This is a genomic window from Nitrospina gracilis 3/211, from assembly GCF_000341545.2.
Taxonomy (GTDB): domain Bacteria; phylum Nitrospinota; class Nitrospinia; order Nitrospinales; family Nitrospinaceae; genus Nitrospina; species Nitrospina gracilis.
Window position 1 is genome coordinate 1,162,098 of sequence record NZ_HG422173.1, and the last position, 12,853, is coordinate 1,174,950.

General features: G+C 58.7%; 7 protein-coding genes. All 7 read left to right on the forward strand.

Annotation, left to right across the window (positions count from 1 at the left end):
• The first annotated feature begins 1 nt into the window (after position 1).
• Positions 2–1,225, forward strand: a complete 1,224-nt coding sequence (locus TX82_RS05585) for a baseplate J/gp47 family protein (protein WP_005007912.1) — start codon at positions 2–4, stop codon at positions 1,223–1,225.
• The gene (locus tag TX82_RS05590; protein ID WP_005007913.1) at positions 1,222–4,581 is read left to right on the forward strand and encodes a baseplate J/gp47 family protein; all 3,360 of its coding nucleotides are present in this window, start codon (positions 1,222–1,224) and stop codon (positions 4,579–4,581) included. Before TX82_RS05585 ends, TX82_RS05590 begins: the two co-directional genes overlap by 4 nt.
• Complete coding sequence (locus tag TX82_RS05595) at positions 4,578–6,194, forward strand: phage tail protein (RefSeq protein WP_005007914.1); 1,617 nt, start codon at positions 4,578–4,580, stop codon at positions 6,192–6,194. The genes TX82_RS05590 and TX82_RS05595 overlap by 4 nt, the downstream gene beginning before the upstream one ends.
• A complete protein-coding gene (locus TX82_RS15090) occupies positions 6,191–8,863 on the forward strand; it encodes a DUF6519 domain-containing protein (RefSeq protein ID WP_005007916.1) in 2,673 nt (890 codons plus the stop codon). The genes TX82_RS05595 and TX82_RS15090 overlap by 4 nt, the downstream gene beginning before the upstream one ends.
• Positions 8,860–9,906 carry a right-handed parallel beta-helix repeat-containing protein gene (locus tag TX82_RS05605; RefSeq protein WP_005007917.1) on the forward strand — a complete coding sequence of 349 codons (1,047 nt, stop codon included), beginning with the start codon at positions 8,860–8,862 and terminating at the stop codon, positions 9,904–9,906. The genes TX82_RS15090 and TX82_RS05605 overlap by 4 nt, the downstream gene beginning before the upstream one ends.
• Positions 9,907–10,175: 269 nt before the next feature.
• On the forward strand, positions 10,176–10,712 hold the full coding sequence (locus TX82_RS16195; RefSeq protein ID WP_005007918.1) for a hypothetical protein: 537 nt from the start codon (positions 10,176–10,178) through the stop codon (positions 10,710–10,712).
• A gap of 100 nt (positions 10,713–10,812) precedes the next feature.
• Positions 10,813–12,645, forward strand: a complete 1,833-nt coding sequence (locus tag TX82_RS05615) for an eCIS core domain-containing protein (RefSeq protein ID WP_187291916.1) — start codon at positions 10,813–10,815, stop codon at positions 12,643–12,645.
• Positions 12,646–12,853 lie beyond the last annotated feature (208 nt).

Sequence of the window (12,853 nt, forward strand, 5' to 3'; positions counted from 1 at the left end):
CATGGCCGATACTCCACAATCCGAACTGAAATTTGAAAAAGGGTGCCCGGACTGCGCCCGGCGTGAGGCGGATCTCCCGGACCCGTTGCCGCCGTTGGGCGATGACTTCGACTGGGCGGTGCGCGACTACGACGGTTTCCGCATGTTCATGATGGAGGAACTCGCGGCGCGCTTTCCGGATCGTTCGCGCTGGACTCCCGCCGACATGGAAGTGGTGATCGTCGAAGTGCTCGCGGCCACGCTCGACCAGTTGTCCGACACGCTCGACCGAATCACGCTCGAAGGCTATCTCGAGACGGCGCGCAGGCCGGAGTCGGTGCGCCGCCTGTTGAAACTCATCGGTTACGACGCGGTGGCGCTGGCATGGGACAAGCTGGAGCCGCAGGACACGACCGGAATGGCGCCACAGGAAATCGAGTTGGCCAAAACGCGAAACCTTGAGAGAAGTTGGCGCGAGCGGCCGCAGTTGATGGAGTGGGCCCGGCAGGCGGGTCCGCCCTCACTGCACACGCAACACCGCATGGTGACACTGGAAGACTATGCCGTGCGGCTGGAAGCGCATCCGCTGGTTCTTCGCGCGCACGCGTGGGCGCAGTGGGGCGGCTCGTGGAACGTGGTTCACGTCGCGGTCATCGGCTGGGACAACCGCCAGCTCGACGACTCCATCGGCGACCTGCTGTACGGTCCTCCGGGTGAGGAGTTGTTCACCGATCTCGGCCGCGAAGTGGAACGCTTTCACACCCAGCGCGCACGCGATGGATTGCCTGGCGCAGCGGCGGCGGACATCACCCTGCGCACGATCCTGCACCGGTTTGTCGAGGCCTACCGCATGGCCGGGCAGGAGGTGATCCTGCAGGATATCCAGCCCATCGGAATCAGCATGGCGTTTTCCATTACCGTGCGCCCGGAGTTTTTCCAGTCGGAGGTGCGGCGTGCCGTCGAGCAGGCGCTGGGCCGCGGACCGCAGGGATTATTCCGTCCCGGCCGCTTGAGTTTCGGGGAAGACCTGCACGCGAGTGACGTGGTACAGGCGGTGATGAAGGTGGAAGGCGTGGAGAACGTTTGCCTCAACCGGTTCAAGCGCGTGGGCGGCGGTTTTCCAGATCAGTCCACTTCCGGCCACATCATTTTGTCCGGATTGCAGATCGCCGTATGCGATAACGACGCTGCGCATCCCGAACGTGGGTATTACACGATGAAGTTGTATGGAGGGCGCAAGGGATGAGCGAGCGTCACGATCTCACACGCTGGAACCGCGCGGGCCTCAGCCGCTTTCGTTATGTGGACGGAAACGCCATAACGTTTCTCGAAACCCTGCGCGAACAGTTGTGGCAACGATTCCGCGATCCGGCAGGAGAAAAGGACCAGTGGCCGGACCTCAACCGGCAAACCATTCCGCAGGAAGGACAGGAGAACGAGTACCGATGGGACCTCCTGCCACGCCGCCAGCCCATCCCGGAGAACGAATCCTCTGTGGATCGGCAGGAGCGAACCATACGGCAATACCGCGAACAGCGGCCGGATTACGGATGGGAAGTCACCCGCGCGCTGGCGCGTTCGGTTCACGTGTTGACCGAGCACATCGACGCGTATGCCAACGAAGGGTACCTGCAAACGGCGACGCAATGGGAAAACGTCCGGCGGCTGGTGAACCTGCTGAATTACCATCCGGCGCCGCCCGCCTCCGCACAGACCACGCTGGTCCTGCTTGCGAAGGAAGGCAAAAACGGGGTTGTCCCTGCGGGATTCCAGGTGAAGAACCTGCCGACCGAAACCAATCCGATGGTGATCTTCGAAAACGCGGAAGCATTGGAAATCGATTCCGTTTTGAACGCGATGAAGCTGAAGGACTGGGACGTCTCCATCGACACCTTCCGCGATCTCGGCACTACGGGAGTGGCCCGCCTTTCGGACCGGCGGGCGGATGCGGTGCAGGGCATGGGGCCGGCGTATTACGACGAGCTCAAACAGCGTGCGTATCCTCCAGCGGAGTTTCCCGAGCCCGATCCCAATAACGAACAGTATCCATTGACGCTGGAGCGGCTGGCGCAGATGGAAGTGGACAACGATGAAATTCGTTTTCGCGAACTCATCACCAAGGCGCGCATGCTGACGCAGTTTGAACTGGATACGGAAATGTGGTCGGCCCTTTTGACTCGCACACTGCTCGATCTGGTAAACGCAAAGGAATCGGACCTGGCGGAGCTTTCAGGTCAGTCGAAATATGCGGTGGCGATATTGCAGGAGGAATTGCGCCGCGTGCAGATCGCGCTCGACGAACCGGTATTCGCCGCACTCACATTGTCGGAACTGGGCGGAGCGGGTCTGGCTGCAGCCGAACCGGTGGCGGTGTGGATCGCGGACAAAACACAGAACGTGGAGGCGGGCCAATGGGCTTTGATCGTATCCAACACCCAGCCATTCTACGCCGCTGTGGTTCGAGTCGATTCGATAGATGAAACTACGCGGGCGGTCGAACTGCAACCGGTGGCCCACCAGAAGGACTGGCGCGACTGGGTGATCGCCGAAACGGTCCTCCACATCCGTCCGAAGTTCCGCCGTGCGGCGTGGCTGAACGGACCCGGCGTCCTGCGTCTCGGTTCGGGGCACGGTTTGTCGGTGGATGACGTGGTGGCGTGGGAAGCTGGCGGTGAGTGGCGGTTTGCAAGGGTGCTGGACGCCGATGCGCAATCTGTGCGCCTGTCGGGAGATCTCTTTCCGGTTGAAGGTGAGGAGGTGTACCACGCCGTGTCGATCCAGCGCGACGGGGAGCTCCGGTTTCCGGTAGGTCATCGCATTGCGCTTTACATCGATACCAATAAAATTTACCGACCGCTCCAACACATACTTGATACGTTTAATAAGTCCTGGGCCGACATGCTGGTGGAATCCGAGGAAGGGGATCAGTATTACGAACTAATCTTCTCCTGGATTGATGAACTGTTTGTGGTGATGGATTCCGCTTCCCCGGCAGGGACGGTTCAAAACGTATCTGCGGGTGAGTTTGTGTTCAACGGCAACGGAGAGGGTTTTGAAATCGGCGACTGGCTGATCGGGGAGTATGAAGGCAGTGGTGGCGGTCCGCGTTTTTATCCCGTGCAGGTTCTACAGAAAGAGGATGCGGCGGGTCACTTCACCCTGCGCCTCACCCCGGCGCACCATTCCGGCCTCACGTTTCCGGCTCAGGCTCCCCTGCGTGCCGTGCGGGGTCCGTTCCGTGGCGTCATCCTGCCGACGGGGTACGGACCCAATCCCAATCCCGTCTCCGGCGCAACGATCCGGCTCGATGCGCGCACGGCAGATTCGTTTCCCGAACTGCTGATCAAGGGACGGCGGGTGATGTTGAAGATGGAGCGGGATGAAAACCAGAGTCCGGTGGTGCACGCGGCCACGATTTTAAAAGTCGATCCCGTTCTTTACGAACTCACGCTCGACCCTCCCGTCGATGGCGCGTCGGGGTTCACCGTCGGACGCACCGAGGTGCATGGCAACGTCGGTGTGTGGTCGCACGGCGAAACCAAACCGGAACGCGTATTGGGCAGCGGCAACGCCACGGTCACGCACCAGCAGTTTGAATTGAAAGTGACTGATGTGACCTTTGTTCCGGACGCGACGCATCCCTTCGGCGTGCGGGCCGATGTGGAGGTGAAGGTGGGCAACCAAAGTTGGCAACAGCAGGCGACGCTCACCGCTTCTCATCCCGAAGATCCACATTACAGCGTGCGCACTACCGAGGACGGCCATTTATTGATCGGGTTCGGCGACGGCATCAAGGGACGCCGTCTGCCTACCGGAACCAACAACGTGCGCGTCCGGTTTCGCCAGGGCACGGGATCGAACGGCAACCAGGCGGCGGGCTCGGTCGTCAAGCCGGTCAAACCGCATCCCGCGTTGAAGCAGGTTCAACAACCCCAAGCGGCGAGCGGCGGCAACGAACGTGAGAGCATCGAGTCGCTCCGCAGCAACGCGCCGTCGAGTGTGCTGACATTGGAACGCGCGGTGTCGGAAACCGATTTCTCGCATTTGGCCATGCGTCACAGCAGTGTATGGCAGGCGCGGGCGTGGTTCCGCACCACGGGATACCGCCGGCAGGAAACCGTCGAAGTGGTGGTGGTCCCGGCAAATGGAATTCGCTCCCCGCAGGTCGAGCGTGATATTGCGGAGTTCATCAAGTCGCACACCCTGCCCGGGGTGCGCATCGAGTTGCGCCACTTTGAGCCGGTATTGTTTCCACTCACCGTCACCCTGCGCGTCAAAACCGACCAGTTTGACAAAGACCAGGTCATGAAGTCGGTGCGGAACGCACTGGAGCAGGCATTGACTCTGAAGCAACGCCGTCTGGGAGAACCTCTTTACCGGAGCGCGGTATTCCAGATCGTGGAGGCGGTGGAGGGGGTGGAGAACTCGACTGTCGAAATGGGTGAACCGGTATACGCGGAAGATGCAACGAGCACCGTGCGGCAGGTGGCGCGCGCGGCGGATGGATCCATCCGCGTCATCCGTCCCGCCCTCAACCAAGTATTGCACATGGAAGGAACGAGCACCTTGTTGACCCTGCGCGTGGAGGATTACCTCGCATGACCACGACAACCCGAAAAGAAAATGGACGGCGACTGTTCGACCTTCTGCCTGCGGTGTACCGCACCAACGACAACAGCGATCACAACCGGAATCAGGGACGGCGGGAGCGGTACAACGGCGACCTAGGATTGTATCTCGACGCATGCGGCGAACTGCTCGACCAGGTGCAGCACACGCTGGAACAACGCCTGGCCGACTTGTTTCCCGACAATCCGCTGGAAGCCGACCGCCTGGCGTGTCAGGAATGGTTGCTTCCCTACTTTGCGAAACTACTTGATGTCAGGCTGGTGTCACCGCATGCGCGCGGTATGCGGGAAGAGGTCGCCAACGCGGTGAGCTGGCGTCAGCGCAAAGGCACGTTGCGGGTTGCGGAATTGCTTGCCGAGGCGGTCGGGCAAATGGAAGTCGAACTGCACGAAGGCTGGAAGCGCGTCGCCGCCACCCCGCGCATCGACAAACCGCACCTGCGCGCCACCGCTCTCGGTTACAGTAGCGCTTTGGACGAAGAACGTTACGAGAACTTTCCGCAAGTCATCAGCCGTCATCCCGCATTGCCTGCGGTGACGGTGGACTTCCGTCATCCATCGGGTGGAAGGCAGACGAAAGCGCACAACCCCGCCGCGCGGGTGAGTAAATTCAGCGATCAGTCCGTTGCGTGGCGTCCGGTCAGCCTGCACGGCGCACCGTGTCACGCCGATTCTTATGAAGACGTATCGCGACGTACCGTGGACATGCGGTCTCCCGATTGGAAACGCGGGCACTATCATCCCAAACGAATGTTGTTTTATTATCCGCCGCCGGCGGGGTTTTTCGACAAGCCGGTTCAGTCCTTCAAATGGGCGGACCACGCAAACTTTCTGGAAATCACCGAGTATTACGAAAGAGGTAATAAAGTCATTGAATTCGCGCGAAAGGAAGTGGAGGGCGTTGAGTCGGATGTGTGGCAGGTGGAGGATGCGGTCACCCTGACCGAGCCTTCCGTGTACCGTTTTTCCGGTCTGCAATTTCTCGATGCACTTACCATCGAAAACGGATTTCTTGAAATGGAACGCTGTACGGTGAAGGAATTAACGGGTGAACGGGAAGACTTCATGAACCCCGTGCTCACCGTCCGCGACGGATTGTTGGAAAGCATCACCGCGGACAAGGGGCTGGTGCAATTGGAATACTCCACTGTATTGAAAACGGCATCGGTTGGAAAGCTCCAGGCCAGTGATTGCATTTTCATGCAATCCATTCAATTCGCAATTCCCGCAGCGTCCGTGCCCGGCAAACACTGCATCCGGTTCAGCCGGTTGCAACCGGGACAGTCAATGAACGGCGTGACCGCATTCAAGAACACCCGCGACACGGTTCACCTGTTCTCCAGTGCTTATGGTGAGCGCGGATGCGGGGTTTTACACCCAGCGACGTCCGACACCGTCACCACAGGTGCGGAGGAGGGTGGAGAGATGGGTGCGTACCATCATCAATTCCTTGTCCGGCAGAGGCAGGCCATGCTGGACAAGTTGCAGGATTACATTCCGGTTGGAATGCAGGCGGCGTTGGTTCCCGATCCGCGTCTGCTTGTGGTGCCGCCGGACGACACCAACGGAGACGAGACCGAATCATGAAGACCCAGATTTCCCGAAACTCGCGAGTGCCTTCGAGCCGGTATTCCGGGGTGTATCAACAGCAGGGCCGCATGCTCACTGATGCCGACTGGAACGAATTAAGCGACCTGGTGAAGGAACGCCTGCACCAGGCGTTGACCGACGTACTAGGCAGTGGAGTGCCCAAAGACCGCGGCATGATCGAACTGAAGGACAAAGACCGCGAGGTGAATTCCCTGCGCTGGGGCCGTGTATTTGTGGACGGCATTCCCGCGGAAGTACGTCCACGCGTGGAGGAGGATGAAGCCCCGCCGGAGTCGTTTGAATTCGACAAACAGGCAGACCTGCCACCCGGCAACAACGACGCGTTGATCACCCCCCCTGCTACCGGCGAATACTGGCTGTACGTGGATGTGTGGGACCGGACAGTCACATCATTGGAAGATGATCAATTGCGCGATCCCGCCTTGCAGGGGGCGGACACCTGCACGCGCACGCAAACCATGGCGCAGGTCAAGTGGGCGGAAAGCGGTGATGACATCGACGCCCTTCCGCAAAAAGGCAACGCACCGCTGTCGCTCATCCTGCGGCAGGGCCGGACAGAGCCGGACCCCTGTGATCCGTGTGCGGAAGAGGTCAACCTGGGCATGGAAATCGGCAACTACCTGTTCCGCGTAGAGGTGCACGATGCCGAATACAACAGCGCGGGACGACTGCTGAAACTGACGCTCAAATGGTCCAGCGAAAACGGAGCGGAGCAGTATGAAGTGCAGGAAGCCGACACCGATTATCCGCCCGAGTTCCTCGATTATGGGAAATGGACGTACGAATTTTTCAGCGGCGCGGATGCGTTGTTCGCGAGCGAAAAACATCTCGGCGTGTTTCTGCAGAGAAACAATAATTATCCGTTGCGCGGACCGTTGGTACACGGCAGCGCGCCGGAAGGCGAGGAGGATCCGTTCTCGCTGATCCGCCGCTGGGATGGCTACTGCACGCTCAGCCGATCCAACCCGTCACAGAACTGGACGATAGAAGGTGCCGACCGCATCTCCCCGCTTTCCACTACAAGCGGCGAGGATGCACCGGGTCACGTGGATGTGGACGACTCCCTGATGATCGGACTCAGCGCTCTGGATCTCGAAGTCGCATTGCGGGTGCAGGACGAAGGCGGTACGGAACGCGATGCGGTTTTTGTCCCCGGGGATTTCTGGTACGCGCCGGTGCGCGAGCGGGTGCACATGGCGGGCGATGTCATCCTGCCCGCTCAGGAGCCGGAGGGAATACGACATCATTATTTGAAACTCGCTAAAATCGTGGATGGAAATGTGGTGACCGAGGACACGGTGTGGAACGGACCCGGTGCCGATGGCGAGCATCCGCGCAAGTTCCCCTTTCCACGTCTGTCCGAACTCGATGCGCAGGATGTCGGCTATACCCCCGCATGCGACGACAACGAAGTGACGCCGGACCTGAAATCGTTCCTGCAAAATGAATTGGGTGCGGACTGGCCGGGATTGAACGGCCGCGAGGCCTCGGTACGGGATGTGCTCGACGCGCTGCTTTGCGATATGAACGCGGCGCATCTGCCGCTGGATTTGGACGACACCGAAAACTGCCTGCTCACGCGAGATGAAAACCTGGAGACGGTGCAGCAGGCGCTCAACCGCCTGTGCGAACGCATCCGCGATCTGACAGCCGGGGATATTGCGTTCACCTTGCCGGAATGCGCGGAGCCCAGTCTCAAGACCTGCCTTGAGGACCTGGTCGAACCCAAGTGGAAACCGGAAAATCCGGGTGAGCCCACGGATGTGGCGAAGGTGCTGGAGACATTACTCTGCCAGCTTAATGCCCGGCATCTGCCTATGGACCCCACCGACAGCCAGTTGTGCCATGAGTTGCAGGAAGATAAAACGGTGCAGGACGCGTTGAACACACTTTGCCTCATGCGGCGTCAGGGATGCGTCACCCTGTCGCTCGATCCCGCCGATGGCGACATCGCACAGGTGATCGAAACCCAGGTTCAAAACGATCCTGCCATCACTGACGTGAACCTGTGCCTCCGCAGCGGCGAATTTCGCATTTCCAAGCCGGTATTGTTGAAGAATAAGGGCCACATCAAAATCAGCGGCGCGGGCAAGGGGACCCGCATCGTTTTGGGTCAGGGCGAGAAGGTTTGGGAGTTTGAAGGATGTAAGAGCGTGGTCCTCGAAGACGTGCATCTGGAAAGTGAAACGCTGTCCACGGGGTTTCACGGCCGTAATGGCCTGCTACATGCATTGAACTGCGGCCCGGTGCAGGCGGAGCGGGTTTCATTCAAGACCGCCGCGGGTGTGCGCACCAAGGCGACGGGAATCACCGTGCGCATGGATGATACCGCAACAGCAGCTCAAATGAAAAATGCTAGAGCGCGTATTCGGGAATGCGAGTTCAACGTGGGCCACCTGCAACAAGGCATCCTGCTGGTCAACATGAAGCGGTCGATGGTTGAAGACAATGTCCTGCGTGTGGTCCCGAAACCGAAAAACCTCACCTTCGATACTCTGGTGAACAACAAGGCGCGGCGGAATAAACTGGTGAAACGGTTGATCTCGAATTTTCAGATCGACAAGACCGGCGTGAGCGGTTCCTCCAAGGGTGACGAAAAACGTTTAACATTACCAAGGGCGGCAAGACGTATAAGATCACCATGAAGTCCTCGGTTCCAGAAGATCAGTGGACCGCCTACTTCAAAAACAATCCACCCAAGGACGCAGACATGAAGGATGAGGCGTCCTTTGAGGCCTACATAGAGGAGCAGATCAACCATGTTGTTGAGAATCCGGACAAACTGCCTTCCTACAAATCGCAGTCTAACCGCATGAGGTCCATCTTCGAAGCACAGGGCACCATGGACATGTACAACGGTCCGGCAATGAAAGCTGCGCGCCGCAACATGCTGGCAGGAGAGACGAAAGTCGAGACAGCGGAATCCAGGGAAACCACGTCTTACCAGGTGACATTGAAAGTGGGAAGCCTGGAGGTGCGTTTTGATTCCGAGTTGCCCACCGACGTCTGGAAGCGGGTGGTGCAGGATGTGCCTTTCGCGCAGAGAACCGAATCCAAGCTGGAAGGCGCGTTGCGCGTGCAGGCGGAAAAGATGATCGTCGATGCGGCTTACCGGAACAAGTTCGCGGAGGTCAAGGCATGGTGGGAACGTTTGCGCACAGAGAGCAATCCGGCGGTTGCCGTGCAAGGCATTGTTTGCGCCGGGCATCATGCGGAAGAAGTGCGCATTCACAACAATTCGCTGGAAGGTGTCAATGAAGGCATTCATGTCGGCACCAGCGCCAACCAGATGAACCCGAACCGGGTTTACCACAGCGGCACTGTTTACATTTCAGGAAATGTCATGAGCCTGCGCCGCCCGGTGGAGCAGGCGGTGGGCGTCTCCGGGATTTTTGTCGGCAACTGCCGTCACCTGACGATCGAGAACAACCGCATCAAGGTCCCCACGTTCAAGAAAACAAAATCGCAGCCGTTTCACCACAACTGGGGCGTTCTGATTCACGGTTACCTGGGCCGTATGGTGGTGGTGCGCCAGAACCGTACGCAACACTGCCAGACCGGCATCGGCGTGTTCGCCCTGCCGCAATCCGAGTCGGGGAACATGTGGGTGGCGGAGTACAACCTGGCAGAAGGTGCGAGCACTGTGATCAACGCACCGGACTTCATCAAGTCGAACAATATTTCTTGAATGGCGGTCATGGTTTGCTATAATTCGTTTTGCCACGTTGATAATTTGGTGGGTCATCCGGAATTAATTAAAGAGCCGGCGATCCGGGGTTCGAGTCCCCAGTGGCGAATTAGGACAATATTGGAAGCGGGGCTATTGAAGGCCCGCTTCTTTTTTTTGTCCTGGACCCGGCGAGTCTTGGCTCCTTCCTTCCCTTATCCATTCCCTGCGGGTCTTATTTGTACTTCGACCGATCTTCCGTTTACGCACTCTTTTAAGGAAGGTGCGTGATGGAAACGACGAAAGCCCCGGTCCGTAAAAAATCGACCGCGTCCTCCTCGAAGAAAAACGCCTCTATCGAGTACAACCCCGCTGCTGCGGTACAGAAAAAAAGTCTGCACCGTGCCCTGAAAGGCGATGCCGGAGGCAACGCCGTTCCTGTTGGCCCCGTATCCGACAAGTACGAACAGGAAGCCGATCGCGTGGCCGACTCGGTCATGCGCATGCCTGATCCGGCGGTGCGTTCCATGAACCCGGCCGTGGGATCTAATTCCCAGGTACAGCGCAGCGAAACGCCCTCCGCATCTCCTGAAGAAATGAAAGAAGAGCTGCAACCGGAGGCTGCCCAACCCGAAGAGAAAAAGAAAGACCCCGAGGTTCTGAAGAAAAGCCTTCTCCAGCGCACAACACCAGAAGATGCCTCCATTCCCGACGAAAAGCAGGAAGACAAGGAGATGGAGGAGGCCGAGGCCCGCGTCCAAAGGCAGGAAGCGGAGGGCGGCGGGGGTCAGGGAAGAAGTTGGTGGCGGGGAAGGGGCGGGCAGTGAAGAGGAGATCGCGCAACAGGAAGCGGAAGCGCAGGGGGAAGCCGGAGAACCGGTGAGCGAGGAGGAGCCGGAAACCTGGCCGGAGCCGGAGCCGGGCGAGGTGGAATCGATCGAAAAGGTGCAGCGCAAAAGCAACGGCGGCGGCATGACGCATGTGGCCGATCCGGGCACCAACGCGAGAATTCAATCACCCAGCGGCGGCCGGCCGCTGTCCTCCGGCCTGCGATCGTTTGTCGAACCGCGGCTCAACCAGGATTTTTCCAACGTCCGTGTGCACGACGCGCAACAGGACCGGGAAGATGCAACGTCCCTGCAGGCGCGTGCTTTCACTTACGGCAACCACATCTGGGTCGGCAAAAACGAAAGTGCTGATGACCGCCGGTTGATGACACACGAACTGGTGCACGTGGTTCAGCAGGGTGGCGGGGTGAAACGCAAACCGGCTCCTGAAATTTCGAAAGCTCCGAAACGGGTGCAGGGGGGCTGGTGGGACGATGTCAAAGCCGCCGGCAGCGCGTTCGTGGAAGCCGTGGCCGATCCCGCCGAAGCTTTGCGCAAAGCCAAGGATGCGTTGTTGAGCAAGGCGTCGGAGTTCGTGCAGGAAGTTCCCGGATTCAAACTGCTCACCGTCATCCTTGGCAAGAACCCGATCACCGACAAAACAGTGGACCGCAACGCCAACAACCTGATCGAAGGTTTTCTCGAGTTCGTGCCCGGCGGCACGAAGATGTTCCAGAACCTGAAGGAATCCGGCGCCCTGCAAAAAGCGTACGACTGGTTGCAGGAGCAGTTGAAAAAACTCAATCTCGGCTGGTCCGTAATCAAGGGACTGTTCCGCAAGGCATGGGACGCCGTCAGCCTGTCCGATATCGCCAATCCTTTCGGCATATTCGATAAATTGAAACGGATCTTCATGCCGCCGCTGATCCGTATCAAGAACTTCGCGGTGGCGGTGGGCGAAAAGATCATCGAATTCGTATTTGAAGGGGCGATGAAACTGGCAGGGCCGCTGGCGCAGAAAGTCGTTGGGGTTTTCAAGCAGGGCAAGGATGTGTTTTCCACCATCATCAACGACCCCGTGCAGTTCCTGAAAAACCTGCTCTCCTCAGTAAAAGGCGGTTTTGGCCAGTTCAAGGACAACATAGTCGAGCATCTTAAAAAGGGCTTGTTCGGCTGGTTGTTCGGCGCGCTGGAAGGTGCGGGTCTGACCCTTCCCAAAAAGTTCGACCTCAAGGGAATCCTGTCCATCACCCTGCAGGTTTTGGGCCTGACGTACGCACGCGTGCGCACCAAGCTGGTGAAGGTGATCGGCGAAAAACGGGTGACCTACATCGAAAAGGCCATCGAGGTGGTGAAGATCCTGGTCACCGAAGGCCTCGCGGGGGTGTGGAAAAAAACTGCTGGGCTGGATCGGGTCGTTGAAGGAAATCGTCATCGCCCAGATCCGCAACTGGGTCATCACGCAGATTGTCAAGGCCGCGGTCAAAAAACTGGTCTCGCTGTTCAGTCCCGTCGGCGCCATCATCCAGGCCATCCTCACCACGTACGACGTGATCGTGTTTTTCATCGAGCGCATAAAACAGATCATCGCCGTGGTGGAATCGATATTCCAGTCCATCGGCAAAATCGCCCGCGGCCAGTTGGGCGAGGCCAAAAACTTTGTGGAGCAGACTCTGAGCCGAACCGTGCCGGTGGTGATCAGTTTTCTCGCCAGCTTTGCCGGACTGGGCGGCATCTCGAAAAAGATCAAGGCCATCATCAAGTCCATTCAGAAGAAAGTGGACACGGCCATCAGCAAACTGGTCAACTTCATCGTGGGCAAGGCGAAGGCCCTGTTCGGCAAGGCCAAGGCGGCAGCGGGAAAAGTGAAGCAGTGGTGGAGCGAGCGCAAGACCTTCACCGTGGGCAAGAAAAAGCATTCCATGTTTTTTGAAGGCGCGGACATCATGGTGCAGAGCGAGAAAAAGTCGCTCGGCAAATTCCTCAAGGATGCGAAAACCCAGTTGGATCAGTTGCAGGCCGGTCAGAAGGGGGCGGACAAGGACGATTTGGGCCGCCTTTCCAAAATCTACGGCAAGGCCGATCTCCTGTACGCGCAGTTGAAGAGCGCCCGCGACAAAACCATGAGCGCGGCGCGCAAG

What these genes read in the sequence shown, in the direction of transcription:
- TX82_RS05585 (WP_005007912.1), top strand. Translation starts at nt 2, where the DNA reads ATGGCCGATACTCCACAATCCGAACTGAAATTTGAAAAAGGGTGCCCG.
- TX82_RS05595 (WP_005007914.1), top strand. Translation starts at nt 4,578, where the DNA reads ATGACCACGACAACCCGAAAAGAAAATGGACGGCGACTGTTCGACCTT.
- TX82_RS05605 (WP_005007917.1), top strand. Translation starts at nt 8,860, where the DNA reads ATGAAGTCCTCGGTTCCAGAAGATCAGTGGACCGCCTACTTCAAAAAC.
- TX82_RS15090 (WP_005007916.1), top strand. Translation starts at nt 6,191, where the DNA reads ATGAAGACCCAGATTTCCCGAAACTCGCGAGTGCCTTCGAGCCGGTAT.
- TX82_RS05590 (WP_005007913.1), top strand. Translation starts at nt 1,222, where the DNA reads ATGAGCGAGCGTCACGATCTCACACGCTGGAACCGCGCGGGCCTCAGC.
- TX82_RS16195 (WP_005007918.1), top strand. Translation starts at nt 10,176, where the DNA reads ATGGAAACGACGAAAGCCCCGGTCCGTAAAAAATCGACCGCGTCCTCC.